Source organism: Streptomyces kronopolitis, assembly GCF_050953795.1.
GTDB classification, from domain to species: Bacteria; Actinomycetota; Actinomycetes; order Streptomycetales; family Streptomycetaceae; genus Streptomyces; species Streptomyces kronopolitis_A.
In genome coordinates, this window is sequence record NZ_CP191850.1 from 1,102,831 (window position 1) to 1,122,053 (window position 19,223).

21 protein-coding genes are annotated in these 19,223 nt (G+C 72.1%); 8 read left to right on the forward strand and 13 right to left on the reverse strand.

Features of this window, described 5'->3' with window-relative positions:
• The first annotated feature begins 192 nt into the window (after positions 1–192).
• Complete coding sequence (locus tag ACQP17_RS04500; RefSeq protein ID WP_433855041.1) at positions 193–711, forward strand: DinB family protein; 519 nt, start codon at positions 193–195, stop codon at positions 709–711.
• 100 nt (positions 712–811) lie between these two features.
• On the opposite strand, the gene ACQP17_RS04505 is transcribed toward ACQP17_RS04500, so the two are convergent.
• From ACQP17_RS04505 to ACQP17_RS04520, 4 genes are all read right to left on the reverse strand, one after another.
• Complete coding sequence (locus ACQP17_RS04505; protein ID WP_433855042.1) at positions 812–1,774, reverse strand: electron transfer flavoprotein subunit alpha/FixB family protein; 963 nt, start codon at positions 1,772–1,774, stop codon at positions 812–814.
• A gap of 49 nt (positions 1,775–1,823) precedes the next feature.
• Positions 1,824–2,609 carry an electron transfer flavoprotein subunit beta/FixA family protein gene (locus tag ACQP17_RS04510; RefSeq protein WP_433855043.1) on the reverse strand — a complete coding sequence of 262 codons (786 nt, stop codon included), beginning with the start codon at positions 2,607–2,609 and terminating at the stop codon, positions 1,824–1,826.
• 212 nt (positions 2,610–2,821) lie between these two features.
• On the reverse strand, positions 2,822–3,328 hold the full coding sequence (locus ACQP17_RS04515; RefSeq protein ID WP_433855044.1) for a flavin reductase family protein: 507 nt from the start codon (positions 3,326–3,328) through the stop codon (positions 2,822–2,824).
• A 224-nt stretch (positions 3,329–3,552) separates the two neighbouring features.
• The gene (locus ACQP17_RS04520; protein ID WP_433855045.1) at positions 3,553–3,894 is read right to left on the reverse strand and encodes a TlpA family protein disulfide reductase; all 342 of its coding nucleotides are present in this window, start codon (positions 3,892–3,894) and stop codon (positions 3,553–3,555) included.
• A gap of 406 nt (positions 3,895–4,300) precedes the next feature.
• Here ACQP17_RS04520 and ACQP17_RS04525 point away from each other — a divergent pair, with 406 nt between their 5' ends.
• The gene (locus tag ACQP17_RS04525) at positions 4,301–5,017 is read left to right on the forward strand and encodes a lysophospholipid acyltransferase family protein (RefSeq protein ID WP_364876464.1); all 717 of its coding nucleotides are present in this window, start codon (positions 4,301–4,303) and stop codon (positions 5,015–5,017) included.
• 18 nt (positions 5,018–5,035) lie between these two features.
• Here ACQP17_RS04525 and ACQP17_RS04530 read toward each other — a convergent pair whose 3' ends face one another.
• From ACQP17_RS04530 to ACQP17_RS04550, 5 genes are all read right to left on the reverse strand, one after another.
• Complete coding sequence (locus tag ACQP17_RS04530; protein ID WP_433855046.1) at positions 5,036–5,767, reverse strand: B3/B4 domain-containing protein; 732 nt, start codon at positions 5,765–5,767, stop codon at positions 5,036–5,038.
• A 12-nt stretch (positions 5,768–5,779) separates the two neighbouring features.
• Complete coding sequence (locus ACQP17_RS04535; RefSeq protein WP_433855047.1) at positions 5,780–6,358, reverse strand: transglutaminase domain-containing protein; 579 nt, start codon at positions 6,356–6,358, stop codon at positions 5,780–5,782.
• Between the two features lie 84 nt (positions 6,359–6,442).
• A complete protein-coding gene (locus tag ACQP17_RS04540) occupies positions 6,443–7,531 on the reverse strand; it encodes a threonine aldolase family protein (RefSeq protein WP_433855048.1) in 1,089 nt (362 codons plus the stop codon).
• Complete coding sequence (locus ACQP17_RS04545) at positions 7,510–8,271, reverse strand: SDR family NAD(P)-dependent oxidoreductase (protein WP_433855049.1); 762 nt, start codon at positions 8,269–8,271, stop codon at positions 7,510–7,512. The genes ACQP17_RS04540 and ACQP17_RS04545 overlap by 22 nt, the downstream gene beginning before the upstream one ends.
• A 59-nt stretch (positions 8,272–8,330) precedes the next feature.
• Positions 8,331–9,728 carry a DUF6421 family protein gene (locus ACQP17_RS04550; protein WP_433855050.1) on the reverse strand — a complete coding sequence of 466 codons (1,398 nt, stop codon included), beginning with the start codon at positions 9,726–9,728 and terminating at the stop codon, positions 8,331–8,333.
• Between the two features lie 616 nt (positions 9,729–10,344).
• Here ACQP17_RS04550 and ACQP17_RS04555 point away from each other — a divergent pair.
• Positions 10,345–11,028: a glycerophosphodiester phosphodiesterase gene (locus tag ACQP17_RS04555; protein WP_189097048.1), complete on the forward strand. Its 684-nt coding sequence runs from the start codon at positions 10,345–10,347 to the stop codon at positions 11,026–11,028.
• A gap of 39 nt (positions 11,029–11,067) precedes the next feature.
• Here the strand turns inward: ACQP17_RS04555 and ACQP17_RS04560 are convergent, their stop codons facing one another.
• Entirely contained in the window at positions 11,068–11,643 is a 576-nt protein-coding gene (locus ACQP17_RS04560; RefSeq protein WP_433855051.1) for a GNAT family N-acetyltransferase, read from the reverse strand.
• A 138-nt stretch (positions 11,644–11,781) separates the two neighbouring features.
• On the opposite strand from ACQP17_RS04560, the gene ACQP17_RS04565 reads away from it, so the two are divergent.
• A complete protein-coding gene (locus ACQP17_RS04565; RefSeq protein ID WP_433855052.1) occupies positions 11,782–12,168 on the forward strand; it encodes a VOC family protein in 387 nt (128 codons plus the stop codon).
• Positions 12,169–12,184: 16 nt separating this feature from the next.
• Here the strand turns inward: ACQP17_RS04565 and ACQP17_RS04570 are convergent, their stop codons facing one another.
• Positions 12,185–12,550, reverse strand: coding sequence for an iron chaperone (locus ACQP17_RS04570; RefSeq protein WP_433855053.1), 366 nt, complete (start codon positions 12,548–12,550; stop codon positions 12,185–12,187).
• 201 nt (positions 12,551–12,751) lie between these two features.
• Between ACQP17_RS04570 and ACQP17_RS04575 the strand changes: the two genes are divergently transcribed.
• The 4 genes from ACQP17_RS04575 to ACQP17_RS04590 all read left to right on the forward strand — a co-directional run bounded on the left by ACQP17_RS04575 (position 12,752) and on the right by ACQP17_RS04590 (position 15,913).
• Positions 12,752–13,348, forward strand: a complete 597-nt coding sequence (locus tag ACQP17_RS04575) for a DUF5134 domain-containing protein (RefSeq protein ID WP_433855054.1) — start codon at positions 12,752–12,754, stop codon at positions 13,346–13,348.
• Between the two features lie 137 nt (positions 13,349–13,485).
• Entirely contained in the window at positions 13,486–14,421 is a 936-nt protein-coding gene (locus ACQP17_RS04580) for a M56 family metallopeptidase (protein WP_433855055.1), read from the forward strand.
• Positions 14,422–14,462: 41 nt separating this feature from the next.
• Positions 14,463–15,212, forward strand: a complete 750-nt coding sequence (locus ACQP17_RS04585; protein ID WP_433855056.1) for a phosphatase PAP2 family protein — start codon at positions 14,463–14,465, stop codon at positions 15,210–15,212.
• Positions 15,209–15,913, forward strand: a complete 705-nt coding sequence (locus tag ACQP17_RS04590; protein WP_433855057.1) for an HAD family hydrolase — start codon at positions 15,209–15,211, stop codon at positions 15,911–15,913. Before ACQP17_RS04585 ends, ACQP17_RS04590 begins: the two co-directional genes overlap by 4 nt.
• Before the next feature lie 100 nt (positions 15,914–16,013).
• Here the strand turns inward: ACQP17_RS04590 and ACQP17_RS04595 are convergent, their stop codons facing one another.
• Positions 16,014–18,233, reverse strand: a complete 2,220-nt coding sequence (locus tag ACQP17_RS04595) for an NADP-dependent isocitrate dehydrogenase (RefSeq protein WP_433855058.1) — start codon at positions 18,231–18,233, stop codon at positions 16,014–16,016.
• A 223-nt stretch (positions 18,234–18,456) separates the two neighbouring features.
• Positions 18,457–19,005 (reverse strand): hypothetical protein, encoded by a 549-nt coding sequence (locus tag ACQP17_RS04600; RefSeq protein WP_433855059.1) that lies wholly within the window; start codon positions 19,003–19,005, stop codon positions 18,457–18,459.
• Positions 19,006–19,223: the final 218 nt, after the last annotated feature.

The window sequence follows — 19,223 nt, forward strand, 5'->3', positions numbered from 1 at the left end:
GTACCCTCCCGGTGCATGCGCCCGACACGCGAGCACTTTTCCGCTCAATGGAATCAACAATCCGTATAGCGAAGCTATCGGTGCCGGTTCGGCGGGGTCAACACCCCTCGCCCGGGACGGCGCAGGCCACAGGCCCCGGGCGGGCCCGAAAACCCGTGGCCCCGGGGCGCGGGCACCGACAGAATCGGCCGCATGACGTGGATCGCACCCTCCCTCGACCGCAGAAACTTTCCCGCCGCCGTCGGCGAACGGGAGATGCTCCAGCGCTGGCTCGACTTCCACCGCGACACCCTGCTCACCAAGTGCGCCGGACTCACCGCCGAACAGCTCGCCGAGGCGAGCAGCCCGCCCTCCCGCCTCACACTCCTCGGGCTGGTGCGCCATCTGACCGACGTCGAACGCACGTGGTTCCGCCGGCGCTTCGTGGGTGAGGACATCGGCGACCACTACCTCACCGACGACAACCCCGACGCCGATTTCGACGACCTCGACCCGGCCTCCGCCGAGCACGCGTTCGCCGTGTTCCGGGCCGAGACCGAGGCCTGCGACAAGGCCGTGGCCGAGCGGGGTCTGGACGAGACCTTCCGGCCCCGCGAGGACCTGACGCTGAATCTGCGCTGGATCTACGTCCACCTGATCGAGGAGTACGCCCGCCACAACGGGCACGCGGATCTGCTGCGGGAGCGGATCGACGGAGCGGCGGGCGACTGAGACCGCCGCCCCGGCCGCGACGGCACGAGGCCCCGTACGCATCGCTGCGTACGGGGCCTCGTGCGTGCGCCGAAGCGGACTCCGGCGCACCGCGACGGGCTCAGCCCTTGCGGGTCTTGACCTCGTCCGTGAGAGCGGGGACGACCTCGAAGAGGTCGCCGACCACGCCGTAGTCGACCAGCTCGAAGATCGGGGCTTCCTCGTCCTTGTTGATGGCGACGATCGTCTTCGAGGTCTGCATACCGGCGCGGTGCTGGATCGCGCCGGAGATGCCGGCCGCGATGTACAGCTGCGGCGAGACCGACTTACCGGTCTGGCCGACCTGGTTGGTGTGCGGGTACCAGCCGGCGTCCACGGCGGCGCGCGAGGCACCGACGGCCGCGCCGAGCGAGTCGGCGAGCGCCTCGATGACCGGGAAGTTCTCCGCGCCGTTGACGCCACGGCCACCGGAGACCACGATCGCGGCCTCGGTCAGGTCCGGGCGGCCGGTCGACTCGCGCGGCGTGCGCGAGACGATCTTGGTGCCCTTGGAGGAGTCGGCGACGGTCACCGCGAGCTGCTCGACCGTACCGGCGGCCGGCGCGGCCTCCGGGGCGGCGGAGTTGGGCTTGACGGTGATGACCGGGGTGCCCTTGGTGATGCGGGACTTGGTGGTGTACGAGGCCGCGAAGACGGACTGCGTGGCCACCGGGCCCTCGGCGCCGGCCTCCAGGTCGACGGCGTCGGTGATGATGCCGGAGCCGATGCGGACCGCGAGGCGGGCACCGATCTCCTTGCCCTCCGCGGAGGACGGCAGCAGCACGGCGGCCGGCGAGACGGCGTCGTAGGCGGCCTGCAGCGCGTCGACCTTGGGGGCGACGAGGTACTCGGCGAACTCGGGCGCGTCGGCGGCCAGCACCTTGACCGCGCCGTGCTCGGCGAGGACCTTCGCTGCCTCGTCGGCGTGGGCACCGAGGTGGACGGCTACCGGGTCGCCGATGCGGCGCGCGAGGGCGAGCAGTTCGAGGGTGGGCTTGCGGACGGCGCCGTCCACGTGGTCGACGTAGACAAGGACTTCAGCCATGGGATTGCTCTCCTGCGGGAAGAATGAGGGCGGGGGTAAGGACTGCGGATCAGATGAACTTCTGGCCCGCGAGGAACTCGGCGAGCTGCTTGCCGCCCTCGCCCTCGTCCTTGACGATCGTGCCCGCGGTGCGGGCCGGACGCTCGGTGGCGTCGTCGACCTTGGTCCAGGCACCCTCGAGGCCGACCTCGTCCGCCTCGATCTCCAGGTCCTCCAGGTCCAGGGACTCCACCGGCTTCTTCTTGGCGGCCATGATGCCCTTGAAGGAGGGGTAACGCGCCTCACCCGACTGGTCGGTGACCGACACGACGGCCGGCAGCGCGGCTTCCAGCTGCTCGGTGGCGGTGTCGCCGTCGCGGCGGCCGGTGACCTTGCCACCCTCGACGGAGACCTCGGAGAGCTGGGTGACCTGAGGGACGTTCAGACGCTCGGCGAGCAGCGCGGGCAGCACACCCATCGTGCCGTCGGTGGAGGCCATACCGCAGACGACGAGGTCGTAGCCGGTCTTCTCGATGGCCTTCGCCAGCACCAGCGAGGTGCCGAGCGCGTCGGTGCCGTGCAGGTCGTCGTCCTCGACGTGGACGGCCTTGTCGGCGCCCATCGACAGCGCCTTGCGCAGCGCGTCGTTGGCGTCCTCGGGGCCCACGGTCAAAACCGTGATCTCCGCGTCGTCCGCGGCTTCCTTGATCTGCAGGGCCTGCTCGACGGCGTACTCGTCGAGCTCCGAGAGCAGACCGTCCACATCGTCACGGTCGACGGTCAGATCCTCGGCGAAGTGCCGGTCGCCGGTGGCGTCGGGCACGTACTTCACACAGACAACGATCCTCAAGCTCACGCCGACTCTCCTACCTGCTTCGTCTCTTCAGAACTGCCTGGTGCTGGCAGCATAGGCGTCACTGGGGGCGGCTCCCGGGCGGAAGCGGTTCCCCACGCCGACCGTCATATTACTCGCCAGTACATCCAGTCTCGTGCCCCGAATCAAGGCCGTCGAAATGTGACGTTGCCAACGGCCCCGACCGGGCGGCGAAGCGGCGGAACGGGAACGCGTCAGTCCCGCAGAGCGTTGAAGCGGCCCTGGTGGTAGAGCAGTGGACGGCCGGGTCCCGCGGGATCGCCGACGACGGGCTGGGCGAGCACGATGCGGTGGTCTCCGGCGGGTACCCGCGCCACGACCTTGCACACCAGCCAGGCCAGCACGCCGTCCAGGAGGGGCACCCCCTCGGGGCCCGTACGCCAGGAGGTGGCGGGACCGAAGCGGTCGGCTCCGCTGCGCGCGAACGTGGCGGCCAGCTCCCGCTGGTGCTCGCCGAGTATGTGGACACCGACGTGCGCGGCCTCCGAGACGGCGGGCCAGCTGGAGGAGCCGGTGCCGATGCCGAACGAGAGCAGCGGCGGGTCGGCGGCGACGGAGGTGAGGGAGGTGGCGGTGAAGCCGACGGGGCGGGCGCCGTGCGCGGTGATCACCGCGACGCCGGCGGCATGCTGCCGGAAGACCGAGCGCAACAGCTCGGGGGAGGCGGTACGGGGCGTGCCGAGGCCGGGCGAGGCCGTCATGGAGTTGTCCTTCTGCTGTGGTGTACGTGCCCGGGAAGCAGCGCCGGCGCCGTGCGGCGTCCGGCGGCTGAGGTGTCGTCGCCGCTCACGTGGCCGGACAGCGGGAGCTGGCAGTCCGCAGCAGGTCGACGTGGGCGCGTCCGTAGAGAAGGAATCCTGGCCGCATCACGTCAGAGTGACGATGTGTGACCCACAGCGTCAAGGGGCGCCCGGCATCTGGGAGATCAATCACGGACGGCCGCGCCCAGCGCGGCGATGACATCGGCCTTGCGGGGCTGACCCGTGGCCCGGCGCACGAGCACGCCCGCCGCGTCGAGGACCAGCACCGTCGGGGTGCGCTCCACCGCCAGCTCCCGTACGAGCGCGAGATGGTCCTCCGCGTCGATCTCCACGTGGGCGACCCCCTCGACCATGGCGGCGACCTCACCGAGGGTGCGCCGGGTGGCCCGGCAGGGCTGGCAGAAGGCGCTGGAGAACTGCAGCAGGGTGGCGCGCTCCCCCAGCTCCGCGCCGATCCGGGCGGCGTCCAGCCGCACCGCCCCACCCCGGTCGTCCCTCTCCCGCACCGCCGGCCTCCCTTTACCGCGTTGATGTCCTCGATGTGCCGCAGGGTCGTCCGCGTCGGGAACGCTCACCGCCCGGACGCGGCGACACCCGGCACCTGCCCCGTCGTCGGGTGATGCAGCGTTCACCGGACCGCAAAGATTCCCGGGCACCCGCCCCCCGGCCTCACACCCTGCCGTCCCGGGGGCGTCCCGGAGCGCTCTCCGGGGCGTGAACACCGCCCTCCCGCACCTCGGAACAGCGGTCCGGGGGCCCTCACACGTGACGAGGATCTCCCGGTCGTGCGGGCCGGCGCGCTGGCCGCCACGGCAGACTTCGGGCACGATCTCCCGAAAGCCGCAGTTACGGCTGCGTAGGTTTCCGCCGGGAGAACCCTCCCCAGGCGTGGAAAAAGGGGTCCTCCGGACAATGGCAGAGCTCGTCTATCCGCCGGTGATCGGCGCCGCCCGCACCCTCTTCAAGGCGCTCGATCTGAAATTCGACATCGCCGGGACGGATCACATTCCGCGCCGTGGCGGGGCGGTGCTGGTGAGCAATCACATCGGCTATCTGGACTTCGTCTTCGCCGGTCTGACCGCGCGGCCGGCCAAGCGGCTGGTGCGCTTCATGGCGAAGGAGTCGGTCTTCCGGCACAAGGTGTCGGGACCGCTGATGCGCGCGATGAAGCACATCCCCGTGGACCGGGCGCAGGGCATGGACGCCTACAAGCACGCCCTGACGGCGCTGCGTTCCGGGGAGATCATCGGGGTCTTCCCCGAGGCGACGATCTCCGAGTCCTTCACCCTGAAGACCTTCAAGTCGGGTGCCGCGCGGCTGGCCCAGGAGGCCGGGGTCCCGCTGCTGCCGGTGGCGCTGTGGGGCACCCAGCGGCTGTGGACCAAGGGCCACAAGCGCGATCTGGGCCGCAACCACCTCCCGATAACGGTCCGGGTGGGCGAGCCGATGGACGCCGATCCGGCCGAGTCCGCGGAGAAGATCACCGACCGGCTGCGGGCCCGGGTCCAGGACCTCCTGGAGGCCGCGCAGCGCGCCTATCCCGTGCGGCCCAAGGGTCCCGACGACACCTGGTGGATGCCGGCCCACCTCGGCGGCACCGCACCCGCCCCGCGCGGGAGTGCCGCCTGAGCGGTTCGGCCGTCCGGGTCACTGCGACCGGACCTCGCCGATCTCGATACGGGCGTCCGGGCAGGCCGTGTGCAGCGCCTCGGCCAGCTCGGCGCCGGCGGCCGTCAGCGCCTCGGTCGTCATGGGCGCCATCCGCTCCAGCAGGAACAGCGCGCTGACCGAGTCCTCGGTCAGGCGGGTGCGCACGCCCTGGCGCCAGTTCCAGCGGCGGCAGGTGACACCTTCCTCGTCGCACCAGACCACCTCGCCCGCGTCGGGGTGCTCGACGGTCTCGGCGCCCCCGGCGGCGGTCACGAACGGCTCGTCGCCGGTGGCCCGTACCAGCCGCATCCCGCCCTGGATGCGGTCCAGGTCCTCGCCGCCCACGGGGATGAGGTGAGCGACGCTGATCGCGTTGTAGAGGTCGACCAGACGGTTGATGCGCGGCAGACCGCCGTCCGCCAGCGCCCGCCTGGCCAGCGCCTCGGCGGAGTTGCGGGTACGCGACGGCTTGCTGCCGAAGGCGGTGTACGCGGCGCGCCAGGCGGCGAGGTGCGGATCGTCCTGCGGGGCGCGCCCGTCGAGGCGCTCGGTCAGCCGGCGGGTGGCCTCGTCCAGGAGCGCGGCCCCGGCCTCGTCACTGGGCCCGTTGGTCAGACCGTGGGCCTCCACGGCGAGGTAGCCGAAGCCGGGGGCCAGGGCGCGCACCTCGTCGGAGACGTGCAGGGCGCAGGTCAGGGCGGTGGCGGCGGCGTGCGATGAGTCGGGCATCGGGGGCGTTCCTCAGAGGTCGGTGGGGAGCGTCTGCCAGAGGTGAGGCCGGTCGACGGCCTCGCGGAGGCATTGGAGCACGACCGGGTGTGGTTCAGCAAATAGCACCGGGTAGTCCAGTTCGTTGCACTCGGCCCGTACGGGGAAGGCCAGCTGCTCGCGGTCGAGGCGGAACTGCGCGTCGACGCCGGGCTTGTTGCCCCGGGGATCCTGCCGCACCCAGCGCTCCCCACCGGGCAGCCGGACGGCCACCAGACCGTGGACGACCTCGAACTTCTGATAGCACAGCGCGGCGGGGATGCCCCGCGCACGCAGCAGGGCCGCGAGGGCGTGCGCCTTGGCGTGACAGATGCCGGTGCGCTGCGCGAGGACGTCCGAGGCGCGCCAGGTGACCCGCGGATCACCGGTGTCCGCGCTGTGCGGGATGGCGTCGCGGACGAAGCGGAAGGCGGCCTCGGCGTATGCGTATGCGTCCGCGGCGTCGGCGGCGAGGGTCGCGGCGGTGGCCCGGACGCGCGGATGCCCGTGATCGATGGCCACGCCGGCCGCCAAGTAGGCGGAGATGTCCGGGGAGTTCTGGATCAGCCGCATGACCGGGGAGCGTAGCGATGCGCCCGGCCGAGAGTCAATGACTTTTCGGCCGGGCGCATAGCTATACGGGGCGAGAGGGTCGGGTCAGCGGCCGATCTCCTCACGGAGCGCGGCGAGGAAGCCGTCGACATCCGCCTCGGTGGTGTCGAACGCGCACATCCAGCGGACCTGGCCGGTCTGCTCGTCCCAGAAGTAGAAGCGGTAGCGCTTCTGCAGCCGCTCGCTGACATCGTGCGGCAGCCGGGCGAAGACCGCGTTCGCCTGCACGGGGTAACAGATCTCCACCCCGTCGATCTCCCGCACCCCGGCGGCCAGCCGCTGCGCCATGGTGTTGGCGTGCCGAGCGTTGCGCAGCCAGAGGTCCTTGGCGAGCAGTGCCTCCAACTGGACGGAGACGAAGCGCATCTTGGAGGCCAGCTGCATGGACAGCTTGCGCAGGTGCTTCATCGCCCGCACCCGGTCGGGGTTGAGCACGACCACGGCCTCGCCGAAGACGGCGCCGTTCTTGGTGCCGCCGTAGGAGAGGATGTCGACCCCCACGGCGTTGGTGAAGGCCCGCATCGGGACGTCGAGCGTCGCCGCCGCATTGGCGATCCGCGCACCGTCGAGATGCACCACCATGCCGCGCTCGTGGGCGTGTTCGCAGATCGCGCGGATCTCGTCGGGCGTGTAGACCGTGCCCAGCTCCGTGCTCTGGGTGATCGAGACGACCTGCGGCATGGCGCGGTGCTCGTCGTCCCAGCCGTACGCCTCGCGGTCGATCAGCTCGGGGGTGAGCTTGCCGTCCTCGGTCGGTACGGTCAGCAGCTTCAGCCCACCGACCCGCTCGGGCGCACCGCACTCGTCGACATGGATGTGCGCCGAGTCGGCGGCTATCACCGCGCCCCAGCGGTCCGTCACGGCCTGCAGCGCGACGACGTTGGCGCCGGTGCCGTTGAACACCGGGAACGCCTCGGCGCGCTGACCGAAATGGCTGCGGACGATCCGCTGGAGGTGCTCGGTGTAGTCGTCCTCGCCGTAGGCGACCTGATGGCCGCCGTTGGCGAGCGCGAGGGCGGCGAGCACCTCCGGGTGGGCGCCCGCGTAGTTGTCGCTGGCGAAGCCGCGGATCTCGGGATCGTGGTGCGGCCGGGCGTCGGTCTTCGCTCCGGTCACGGCTCGGGGGTCAGCCACAGACGCTGTCCATTCACTTCCTGGGCGGGCCGGCTCCAGACCCCGGCGATGGCCTCCGCCAGCTCCGTGACATCCGTGAAGCCCGCGAACTTGGCGTTCGGGCGCTCGGCGCGCATCTGGTCGTTGACGAGCGCCTTCACGACCAGGATGGCAGCCGCGGCACGGGGGCCCTGCTCGCCCCCCGACTTGCGGAAGCCGTCGGCCATGGCCAGCGTCCAGGCCTCGGCGGCGGCCTTGGAGGCGGCGTAGGCGGCGTTGCCGCCGGTGGGCTTGCCGGCGCCGGCCGCGCTGGTGAGGAGGAAACGGCCGTTGCCGCTGCGCTCCAGCGCGTCATTGAACGCCAGGGAGGTGTGCTGGACGGTGCGGACCAGCAGCTTGTGCAGCGTCTCCCAGTCCGCGAGGTCGGTCTCCGCGAAGCTCGACGAGCCGCGCCAGCCGCCGACCAGGTGCACCAGCCCGTCGATCCGGCCGAACTCCTTCTCGGTCCGGGCCGCCCACTCCCGGGCCTGGTCCGGGTCGAGGAGGTCGACCGTCTCCCCGATCACCGTGGCGCCCCCATGGGCGTAACGGGCCGCGTCCACGGCCTCCGCCAGCCGCTCGGGGTGGGAGTCCGAGCCGACCACCACCGCGCCCGCCTCGGCCAGTCGCAGCAGCGTCGCCCGCCCGGCCGGTCCGGCCGCGCCGGCCACCGCGATGACCGCACCCTCCAGCGGCCCCTGGCCGCCCGTCGAAGTCACCATCTCCGTCGCCTCCTCGTCATGCTCCAAGACGGCCTTCGGCCGGGTGTTCCGGTCGTTCGTCACGCCGCCGCCCATTCATCGCTGTGGGCCGTGATGCCCTTGGTGGATGCGATCACAGTCCGCAGCTTCTTGGCGAGCGCCTCGTAGAACATGCTCAGCGGGAACTCGTCGGGGAGCACGTCGTCCACGAGCTTGCGCGGCGGCTGGTCCAGGTCGAGAGCGTCGGGCCCCTTGGCCCAGACCGACCCCGGGTGCGGGGCGAGGTAGGTCGAGACGAGGTCGTACGCGGCGAACCAGTGGACCAGCTTGGGCCGGTCGATGCCGTCGCGGTAGAGCTTTTCGATCTCGCCGCACAGCTCGTTGGTGACCTTGGGTGCCCGCTCCCAGTCGATGTGCAGGGTGTTGTCCGTCCAGCGTACGACGTCGTGCTTGTGGAGGTAGGCGAAGAGCAGCTGTCCGCCCAGGCCGTCGTAGTTGCGGACGCGGTCGCCGGTGACCGGGAAGCGGAACATCCGGTCGAAGATCACTGCGAACTGGACGTCGCGGGCCTGCGGATACCCCTCGGCCTCCAGCTTCACGGCCTCCTTGAAGGCGGTGAGGTCGCAGCGCAGCTCCTCCAGGCCGTACATCCAGAACGGCTGGCGCTGCTTGATCATGAAGGGGTCGAACGGCAGGTCACCGTGGCTGTGGGTGCGGTCGTGCACCATGTCCCACAGGACGAAGGCCTCCTGGCAGCGCTCCTGGTCGGCGAGCATGTCGCGCACGGCCTCGGGGACTTCCAGGCCCAGGGTCTCGACGGCGGCCCGGCTGACCCGCCGGAAGCGGGCGGCCTCGCGGTCGCAGAAGATGCCGCCCCAGCTGAAGCGCTCGGGGGCCTCGCGCACGGCGATGGTCTCCGGGAAGAGCACCGCGGAGTTGGTGTCGTAGCCGGCCGTGAAGTCCTCGAAGGTGATGCCGCAGAAGAGGGCGTTGTCGTAGCGGGTGCGCTCCAGCTCGGCGAGCCACTCCGGCCAGACCATGCGCAGGACGACGGCCTCGAAGTTGCGGTCCGGGTTGCCGTTCTGGGTGTACATGGGGAACAGCACGAGGTGCTGGAGGCCGTGGGCGCGCTCACGGGCGGGCTGGAAGGCGAGCAGCGAGTCCAGGAAGTCCGGGACGCCGAAGCCGCCGTCGGCCCAGCGGCGCAGGTCGCCGGCGAGGGCCTGGTGGTAGGCGGCGTTGTGCGGCAGCAGCGGGGCGAGCTCCCCGAGGGCCGCTATCACGCGGTCGACCTCCGCACGGACGGCGTCGGCGCTCGGCGCGCCCTCCGCCGTCAGGTCGATCGAGCCGTCCTTGGACTGCCAGGGGCGGATGGTCTCGACCGCGCTCTTGAGCACGGGCCACGCCGGGTGCTCGACCACACTCCCCGCGGTCGTGGTGGCCTCCTGGACACCCACAGGCGAAAAGATTTCCGTCATGACTGCCCTCCGGCGGTAGATCGTGTTGTCAGAACACGGTAACCAGCCAAGGATCGTCCACTCAAGTGGGCTAGCTGAAAATTATCCTGTTGACACCCCGTACACACGCGGATTTTTCCTGCGCGTAGCGACTCGGGCGCCACTTCCTGCCAGCCGGACCGGGCCGTCCGGCGCTTCTTTCAGGTGCTCGGAGCCCAGCAACAGAGCCGCGGGGAGGCTTTCGGGCGGCTCCCGGAGGATCGGGCGCGCACCACCCCGGACGCCCCTCGCGGACACCTGCCCCGACACCGTGTGGCATATGCCACAGCGGTCCGGCAACAGCTCGCGGCGGGTGGACGCGGCCGGTGCGGTGATCCCCGCCCCGGGGGATCCGGGGCCGCCGCCCGGCTCCGCGAGCCCGTCAGCACCCCGGGGAATCGCCCACATGAGGGTGAAGCGGTCTGACGCCGGATCTGGCGGGTACCCGTACTGGACACACCACGGTCCGGTTCGGCACCCGTTTTTTCGCCGCCCGGTCCCGTTAGGCTGTGCGCCGTTTCGTACGCCGTGGCCGACGGTCGACGGTCGATTCCCCCAGAGCCGACAGCACCACCGAGCCGACAGAAGCGAGGCAGCCTTGTCCTTTCTCACCATCGGACACCGCGGGATGATGGGCGTCGAGCCGGAGAACACCCTGCGCTCCTTCGTGCGCGCCGAGCACGAGGGCCTGGATGTCATCGAACTGGATCTGCATCTGAGCAAGGACGGCTCGCTGGTGGTGATGCACGACGCGGATGTCGACCGGACCACCGACGGCGCCGGGCCGATCTCCGAACGGACCCTCGCCGAGCTGCGGGAACTCGACGCCGGCAAGGGCGAGCGGATCCCCGTCTTCGAGGAGGTCGTGGAGGCGGTCGGTGCGCCGCTGCAGGCCGAGATCAAGGACGTGGCCGCGGCGCAGGCGCTGGCCGAGGTGATGCGGGCGCGCGATCTGACCGGCCGGGTCGAGGTGATCTCCTTCCACGACGAGGCGCTGGCGGCGATCCGCACCCTGCTGCCGGGCGTCCGCACCGCGCTGGTCGCCAGCCGTTACGGCACCGATGTCGTCGACCGCGCCCAGGCCGTCGGCGCGACGATGCTGTCCCTGAACATCCGGCGGCTCACCCTGGAGCTGGTCGAGCGGGCGCACGCCGCCCAGCTGAGGGTCCTGGGCTGGACGGTCAACACCCACGATCAGCTCCGCCTCGCGCGCGGGCTGGGTCTGGACGGCGTGGTGACCGATCTGCCGGAGATCCGGCGGGCGGTGCGCTTCACGGCGTGAGGCGGCGGGCCCGTGGCCGGTGGCCGGGAAACCCGCTGCTCACGACGGTGCGGCAGCCGTCCGCGGGCCGCGTGCCCCTGCCTGGTCGAGCGGCTTGACCAGCAGCTCGAAGGCCAGGTCGGGGCGCTGCGGAATGCCGAAGCGCTCGTCGCCGTACGGGAACGGGGTGAGTTCGCCGGTGCGCCGGTAGCCGCGGCGCTCGTACCAGGCGATCAGCTCGTCGCGCTGGCGGATGACCGTCATCCGCATCTCCCGGGCGCCCCAGGTCTCCCGGGCGGTCCGCTCGGCCTCCGCGATGATCACCTTGCCGAGGCCGCCGCCCTGGAGCTCCGGGCGCACCGCGAACATCCCGAAGTAGGCGTGGTCACCGCGGTGTTCGAGCTGGCAGCAGGCGATCAGCACACCGTCCCGTTCGGCGATCAGCAGCCGGCTCGCCTCGCTGTGCACCACGGCCCGCACGCCCTCCGGGTCGGTGCGCTGGCCCTCCAGCAGATCCGCCTCCGTCGTCCAGCCGGCCCGGCTCGCGTCGCCGCGGTACGCCGACTCGATGAGCTCCACGAGCCCGGGGACGTCGGTGTCGAGGGCGGTACGGAAGGTCAGCTCGCTGGTGGGCATGGGGCGCGGGGTCCTCTCAGGGGCACGAAGGGCTGCATGGAGGCTAACAAGAGGCATGCGCCCCGTGTCAGGGGCTTTCGTCAGGGTCCTGCGGCGGTGTGAGCACCGGCGCCGGTCCGCGGGCCGTAGGGTCCGGGCATGGTGCATGTACTGAGCAGCCGGGTGCTGTTGCGGCCGTCGGACCCCGAGCGCGCGCGGGCGTTCTACGGCGGGGCGCTGGGGCTGGAGATCTACCGGGAATTCGGTACGGGGCCCGAACGCGGCACGGTCTACTTCCTGGGCGGCGGCTTTCTGGAGGTCTCCGGCCGCGCCGCGGATCCCGCCACGGAGACCCTCCAGCTCTGGCTCCAGGTGGCGGACGTGGCCGCGGCGCACGAGGAACTGCGGGCGCACGACGTCCAGGTGCTGCGGCCGCCGGTGCAGGAACCGTGGGGGCTGATCGAGATGTGGATCGCCGACCCGGACGGCCACCGGATCGTCCTGACGCAGGTCCCCGCGGACCATCCGCTGCGCTACCGCCCCTAGGAGGTCCGCCGAGCCCTCAGCAGACCGTGCCCGGGCCGGCCGCCGTGGCTCTGAGCAGGTCCCTGACCAGGTCGAAGTCAACGCGGGACGGCTGGCGGAACCGCAGGCAGCCCTTGCCGGCGTCCTGCCCGGCCAGCCGCTCCGCGAACGCCTCCCGGACGTCGCCGCGCAGGAGGTAGAAGGACAGGTACCGCTGCTGGCTCGCGAAGGCGATCTCGGTGACGCCGTCGCGCTGGTAGGCGGGCATCCCGTACGCCATGACCTCGTCGAAACCGGTCAGCTCCGCCCGGCACATCCGCCGCAGCCGGACCAGGACCTCCCTGCGGTCCTCCGGCACCCCGGCCAGATAGCCGTCCACGTCCGCCGCCTCGCTCCGCACCATGGGGCCGACCCTAGGCCGCCCCCGCTCGGCGGGCTTCGCCCGTGCCGCCCGTGGCGACATCCCACGGCCGCTGCGCGTCCGGTCCGGGCCCGCCGTACCCCGGCCGCCCGCGCTCCCCCCGTGCGTCCGTGCGCTCCCGTGTGCGGGCCGCCGGGCGGGAATCCTGCCCCCGTCGCGTACGGGTGCGAGGGGAGGTGCTCGGTGCACGGACCGGCGTGGGTCGGCTGGCTGCTGGTGCTGCTGGGCGCGGCGGCCGGGGCGTACTGCCTGGTGCGCTCGCGTACCGGTCCGCCGGCGGAGCGGAGTACGGCGCGCGGTGAGGGGCTGATGGCGCTGGGGATGGCGGCGATGGCCTGTCCGGCGTCCGCCGTGGCGTCCGCGGCGTGGTCGCCGTGGCTGTTCACCGCGGTGTTCGGGACGGCCGGTCTGTGGGCGCTGGCGCGGCGGCATCTGCATCACGCGGTGGGCGCCGGGGCCATGGTGTACATGGCGCTCACGATGGCCCTGCCCCCGGAGTGGTGGGGCTTCTCCGGCCACCCGGAACGGTGGGGGCAGATGGCCGGAACGGTCCCGATGGGGCATCCGGCGCCGGGCGGAGTGCCGTTGCTGACCGGGCTGTTGCTCGCCTACTTCACGGTGTACGTGATCGCCGCGGGGGTCCGGCTGGTGCCGGCGGCGGACACGGCCGCGGGGACCACGGCGGCGGGCGGGCCGGCGGCGGCCGGGCCTCCCGGGGTGCTGCGGGCCTGCCGGGTCGCCATGGGGATCGGCATGCTGGCGATGCTGCTGGCGCTGTGAGCTGCGGCGATACCCGCCGCCCGGTGGTGCGCCGCCCGCGCGCGGGGCTGTGGCTCACGCCCGTTGCCCGGGTGGCATACGTCACTTCCGGCCCCTGCCCGTACCAACGGGTAGACGCCCGCTCATAGGCTGACGCCATGATGGTCCCCCTCGCGCTGATGATTCTCGGCGTGCTGGCCGCGGCAATGGCGCCGCGGCTGATGGCCCGTTCCGACTGGCCCGACCGTGAGCCGGTGCTCGCCCTGTGGGTGTGGCAGTGCGTGGTCGCCGGTGTCCTGCTGTGCTGTGTGCTCGCGATGTCGCTGAGCGCGGCCGCCGCCTGGGAGGCCGTCCGCGGCCCGGTGTTCGGATTCGCCCCGCGGGTGGTCGTCGAGGCGTACGCACTCCAGGGCCACGGTCCCTGGGCGGGCGTGCTGGCCGTGCTGCTGGCGGGCGGCGGCGCCTGGACCGCCCTCACGCTGACCCGTGAGGTGCGGGCGGCGCGGGCCCGCCGCCGGCAGCGCCGCGCCGAACTCCTGCGTCGTGCGCCGCTGCTGCCCGGGGAGGAGCCCGCCGGGGAGCGCCTGGTCGTCCTGGAGGGGGACCGCCCGGAGGCCTGGTGGCTGCAGCGTTCCTCGCCCCAACTGGTCATCACCACCTCGGCGTTGCAGCGGCTGAAGGGCCGTCAGCTCGATGCGCTGATCGCTCACGAGCAGGGCCACGCGCGGGCCCGGCACGACCTCCTGCTGCACTGCGCCGCGGCACTGGCCGTCGGGTTCCCGCAGATTCCGGTCTTCGCCGCGTTCCGCGATCAGGTGCACCGGCTGGTGGAGCTGGCCGCCGACGACGTGGCCTCGCGCCGCTTCGGCCGGCTGACGATCGCCCTGGCGCTGGTCGAGCTGAACGAGGACCGCGGGGTGTTCGGCCCCTGCCCGTCCCAACTGGCCCAGGTGCCGCAGCGGGTGGACCGTCTGCTGTCCCCCGCACCGCGCTTCACCCCCGGCCGGCGGCTGCGGATGACGGCGGTGGCCGCGCTGGTACCGGCGGTGCCGCTGCTGGTGACGTTCATTCCCGGACTGCGCGCACTGACGTAGCCGGCTCGCCTCCGGCGCCCGGTAGGGGCGAGGATCGCCCCATGCCCCTCACGCCGCATCCCGCTGCCCGGACCCCCGCCGCGGCCGGCGCACGCCGCCCCGCGCCGGCCCCGCCGCGCACCAGTGCCCTTGCCCTGCTGGGCGGCACCCTCGTCGGCCTTTTCGGTCTGCTGCTCACCCTCGTCGCGCTGCGCTGGGGCCCGCTGCTCTCCCTGGACACGGCGCTGGCCGAGAGGCTGCACCGCACGGCCGTCACCGCGCCCGCCTGGACCCACCGCAACCGGGTGCTCAGCGACTGGGTGTGGGATCCGTGGACGATGCGGGCGGTGCTGGCGGCCGCCGTCGGCCTGCTGCTGCGGCGCGGTGAACGGCTGCTCGCCGTCTGGGTGGCGGCCACCGCGCTGCTGGGCACCGGCCTGCAGCAGGCGGTCAAGGCGCTGGTCGGCCGGGCGCGCCCGGTCTGGCCGGACCCGGTGGACTCCGCGAGTTTCGCCGCGTTCCCCTCGGGCCACGCGCTGACCGCCATGGTCACCGGCGCCCTGGTGCTGTGGCTGCTGCGGCTGCGTGGCGTCCCCGCGCGGTGGCGGTGGGCGGCCGGGGCGGTGGTCGCGGTCTCGGTCGTCGGCGTCGGCTTCACCCGGCTGTTCCTGGGGGTGCACTGGGCGTCAGACGTCGTCGGGGGCTGGCTGCTGGGCGGCGCGCTGGTGGCGGGGTCGGTGACGGCTTTCCACGCGTACGGGGCGAGAGGGGATCGGCCCGGCGGCGCGCGGCGGACAGGATGGCGGTCATGACGACGATCAAGGGTGTGCTTTTCGACTTCTCCGGGACGCTGCTGCACATCGAGCCCGCCGAGAGCTGGCTGCGCGCGGCGCTGACGGCGTGCGGCACGGACATGGCCGACGACGAGATCGCCCGGCGGGCGGCCGCGCTGGAGCGGGCCGGCGCGCTGCCCGGCGGCGCCCCGCCCGCCGAGCTGCCGGAGGCGCTGGCCGGCGAGTGGGAGATCCGCGACCGCGACGCCCGCCTCCACCGTGCGGTGTACACCGGCCTGGCCCGCCAGGTGCCGCTGCCCGCACCGGAGTTGTACGACGTGCTCTATGACCGCCACCGGACCGCGGAGGCCTGGCAGCCCTACCCCGACGCCGCCGAGGTGCTGGCGGAGCTGCACCGGCGCGGCCTTCGGATCGGCGTGCTGAGCAACATCGGCTGGGACCTGCGGCCGGTGCTGCGCGCCCACGGACTGGAGCGCTATGTCGACACCTGTGTGCTGTCCTACGAGCAGGGCCTCCAGAAGCCCGATCCGCGGCTCTTCGCCGTCGCCTGCCGGGAGTTGGGGCTGGCGCCGTCCGCCGTCCTGATGGTGGGCGACGACCGCACGGCGGACGGCGGCGCCACGGCCCTGGGCTGCGCCTTCCATCCGGTGGACCCGCTGCCCGCGGACGGCCGCCCGGACGGTCTGCGGCCGGTGCTGGACCTGGTGGGCCGAGGGTAGGCGCGGCGGGGCGGTCCGCCGTACGCCGGCCCCGTCCGGGAAACGGAAACCGCCCCAGCCGGCGGGTGCCGGCCGGGGCGGAAGGGCTTTCGCGCAAGCGTCAGCTCAGGGTGTCGAGGGCCTGGTTGAGGGTGGCCGACGGGCGCATGACCGCCGACGCCTTGGCGACGGTGGGCTGGTAGTAGCCGCCGATGTCGGCCGGCGTGCCCTGCACCGCGGCCAGCTCGCCGACGATGGCCTCCTCCTGCTCGGACAGCGTCTTGGCGAGAGCCTCGAACGCCTCCGCGAGCGGGGCGTCCTCGGTCTGCCGGGCCAGCTCCTGCGCCCAGTAGAGGGCGAGGTAGAAGTGGCTGCCGCGGTTGTCGATGCCGCCGAGCTTGCGGCTGGGCGACTTGTTCTCGTTGAGGAACGTGCCGGTGGCGCGGTCGAGGGTGTCGGCGAGCACCTGGGCGCGCGCGTTGCCCGTCTTCTGCGCGAGGTGCTCGAAGCTCACCGCGAGCGCCAGGAACTCACCCAGGCTGTCCCAGCGCAGGTAGTTCTCCTTGACCAGCTGCTGGACGTGCTTGGGCGCGGAGCCGCCGGCGCCGGTCTCGAACAGTCCGCCGCCGTTCATCAGCGGGACGACGGAGAGCATCTTGGCGCTGGTGCCCAGCTCCAGGATCGGGAACAGGTCGGTCAGGTAGTCACGCAGCACATTGCCGGTGACCGAGATCGTGTCCTCGCCGCGGCGGATGCGGTCGAGCGAGAACTTGATCGCGTGGACCGGCGCCATGATCTCGATCTGCAGGCCGTCCGTGTCGTGCTCGGGGAGGTAGGCCTTGACCTTCTTGATCAGCTGGGCGTCGTGCGCCCGCTCCTCGTCGAGCCAGAACACGGCCGGGTTACCGGTCGCGCGGGCGCGGGTGACGGCGAGCTTGACCCAGTCACGGATCGGCAGGTCCTTGGTCTGGCACATCCGGAAGATGTCCCCGGCGCCCACGGCCTGCTCCAGCACGACGGTGCCGGCCTCGTCGAGGACCCGCACGGTGCCCGTGGTGGGGATCTCGAAGGTCTTGTCGTGGCTGCCGTACTCCTCGGCCTTCTGCGCCATCAGACCGACGTTGGGCACCGAGCCCATCGTCGACGGGTCGTAGGCACCGTTGGCGCGGCAGTCGTCGACGACGACCTGGTAGATGCCGGCGTAGCTGCTGTCGGGCAGGACGGCGAGGGTGTCGGCCTCGGAGCCGTCCGGGCCCCACATGTGGCCGGAGGTGCGGATCATGGCCGGCATGGAGGCGTCGACGATGACGTCGCTGGGCACGTGCAGGTTGCTGATGCCGCGGTCGGAGTCGACCATGGCCAGCTCCGGGCCCTCGGCGAGCTCGGCGTCGAAGGACGCCTTGATCTCGGCGCCGTCGGTCAGCGACTCCAGGCCCTTGTAGATGCCGCCGAGGCCGTCGTTCGGGGTCAGGCCGGCGGTGGCGAGCGCCTCGCCGTACCGGGCGAAGGTCTTCGGGAAGAAGGCGCGGACCACGTGGCCGAAGATGATCGGGTCGGAGACCTTCATCATGGTGGCCTTCAGGTGCACCGAGAACAGCACGCCCTCGGCCTTGGCGCGGGCGACCTGCGCGGTGAGGAACTCGCGCAGCGCGGCCACGCGCATCACGGACGCGTCGACGACCTCGCCCGCGAGGACCGGTACCGACGCGCGCAGCACGGTGGTGCTGCCGTCGTCGCCGGACAGCTCGATGCGCAGGGTGCCGGCGTCGGCGATGACCGCGGACTTCTCGGTGGAGCGGAAGTCGTCGGTGTCCATGTGCACGACGTTGGTCTTCGAACCGGACGACCAGGCGCCCATCCGGTGCGGGTGCGCCTTGGCGTAGTTCTTCACCGAGGCGGGGGCACGGCGGTCGGAGTTGCCCTCGCGCAGGACCGGGTTGACCGCGCTGCCCTTGATCTTGTCGTAGCGGGCGCGGATGTCGCGCTCCTCGTCGGTCTTCGGGTCGTCCGGGTAGTCCGGGAGCGCGTAGCCCTGCTCCTGCAGCTCGGCGACGGCCGCCTTGAGCTGCGGGATCGACGCCGAGATGTTCGGCAGCTTGATGATGTTCGCCCCGGGAGTCTTCGCCAGCTCACCGAGCTCGGCGAGGGCGTCGTCGATCCGCTGGCCCTCTTCCAGGCGCTCGGGGAAGCTCGCGATGATGCGCCCGGCCAGGGAGATGTCACGGGTCTCCACGCTGACGCCGGCCGTCGACGCGTATGCCTGGATCACCGGCAAGAACGAATACGTCGCCAGGGCCGGGGCCTCGTCAGTGTGGGTGTAGATGATGGTCGAGTCAGTCACCGGGTGCTCCGCTCCACGTCTGCAACATTGCTCGACATCAAGATATCTCGTGGGTGGCTCCCCCTCGACATGACCCCGCCCCGGGCAAATCCGGAGGAATCCATTCCGAACGGTTTCGGCCGGTCCATTTCGTTTCCCGTGCCACTCGCCGGACGCCCGGCGGGCCGGCCGGGCGCCGGCCGGTGGGCGGCTCGCGCGCGCCGCCCACCGGCACCCGTGCCTGTCAGCCCACCTTCGTCCACTGCTTGCAGCCGTTGGTCTCGAACGTCTCGCCCTTGTTCACGGTGACGCGGGAGGGGCCCTCGGGGGTGCCGTTGGCGATGATGCTGCCCACCTCGCCGCTGGAGTCCTTGGCGCGCGCCCAGTAGCACAGGGGTATGTCGGACGCGGTGGGGCCGGCGGTCTTGTACGTGCCGGCCGCGATGTCCTCCCCCACCAGATAGCTGCCCTGGCCGACCGTGGTGTCGGGCCCTTCGGCGGCCGCCGCCTTCCGAGCGGGCTTCGCCGCCTTCCCGGGCTTGTCCGCCGAGGCCGGGACCGGCTTGGCGGTGAAGGTGACCGTCACCGTCGGGGCGGGCTTCGCCTCGGCCTTCTTGCCGTCGGCGCCGCCGCCACCGACGGCCGCGCCGAGCCCGAAGACGGTGCAGGCGCACACCGCACCCACCGTGATCTTGAGCGCGGTGTGCTTCTTCCGCGGCGGCTGCGCGGCCGGCGGCATGACGAAGGGGTAGGGCTGCTGACCGAACGCCGGCTGCTGTTGTGAGTGCGACATGAACAATCCCCCAGCATCTGTGATGGTGTGGTGAAGACTGCCTAATGCCGTTGAAGGTTGTACGGAATCTCCGGACGGCGGCCCACGAGTCGTCCGGGCGCATCGCCCGGCGCGGCGGAACGCCGTGATCCGGCGCCCCTGAGCCCTGCCGGGGCACCCCTGCCACTCCCCCAGGACGACGCGGACGACGCTGCCCGACGCGCGATCACGCACCGCCG

Excerpts from the sequence above, each read along its gene's own strand:
- ACQP17_RS04515 (WP_433855044.1), bottom strand. The coding sequence starts at position 3,328 with ATGACGGCCTCGCCCGGCCTCGGCACGCCCCGTACCGCCTCCCCCGAG.
- ACQP17_RS04550 (WP_433855050.1), bottom strand. The coding sequence starts at position 9,728 with ATGACGGAAATCTTTTCGCCTGTGGGTGTCCAGGAGGCCACCACGACC.
- ACQP17_RS04590 (WP_433855057.1), top strand. The coding sequence starts at position 15,209 with ATGACGACGATCAAGGGTGTGCTTTTCGACTTCTCCGGGACGCTGCTG.
- ACQP17_RS04505 (WP_433855042.1), bottom strand. The coding sequence starts at position 1,774 with ATGGCTGAAGTCCTTGTCTACGTCGACCACGTGGACGGCGCCGTCCGC.
- ACQP17_RS04585 (WP_433855056.1), top strand. The coding sequence starts at position 14,463 with ATGCCCCTCACGCCGCATCCCGCTGCCCGGACCCCCGCCGCGGCCGGC.
- ACQP17_RS04535 (WP_433855047.1), bottom strand. The coding sequence starts at position 6,358 with ATGCGGCTGATCCAGAACTCCCCGGACATCTCCGCCTACTTGGCGGCC.
- ACQP17_RS04560 (WP_433855051.1), bottom strand. The coding sequence starts at position 11,643 with ATGCCCACCAGCGAGCTGACCTTCCGTACCGCCCTCGACACCGACGTC.
- ACQP17_RS04545 (WP_433855049.1), bottom strand. The coding sequence starts at position 8,271 with ATGGTGACTTCGACGGGCGGCCAGGGGCCGCTGGAGGGTGCGGTCATC.
- ACQP17_RS04565 (WP_433855052.1), top strand. The coding sequence starts at position 11,782 with ATGGTGCATGTACTGAGCAGCCGGGTGCTGTTGCGGCCGTCGGACCCC.
- ACQP17_RS04600 (WP_433855059.1), bottom strand. The coding sequence starts at position 19,005 with ATGTCGCACTCACAACAGCAGCCGGCGTTCGGTCAGCAGCCCTACCCC.
- ACQP17_RS04500 (WP_433855041.1), top strand. The coding sequence starts at position 193 with ATGACGTGGATCGCACCCTCCCTCGACCGCAGAAACTTTCCCGCCGCC.
- ACQP17_RS04530 (WP_433855046.1), bottom strand. The coding sequence starts at position 5,767 with ATGCCCGACTCATCGCACGCCGCCGCCACCGCCCTGACCTGCGCCCTG.
- ACQP17_RS04570 (WP_433855053.1), bottom strand. The coding sequence starts at position 12,550 with ATGGTGCGGAGCGAGGCGGCGGACGTGGACGGCTATCTGGCCGGGGTG.
- ACQP17_RS04580 (WP_433855055.1), top strand. The coding sequence starts at position 13,486 with ATGATGGTCCCCCTCGCGCTGATGATTCTCGGCGTGCTGGCCGCGGCA.
- ACQP17_RS04525 (WP_364876464.1), top strand. The coding sequence starts at position 4,301 with ATGGCAGAGCTCGTCTATCCGCCGGTGATCGGCGCCGCCCGCACCCTC.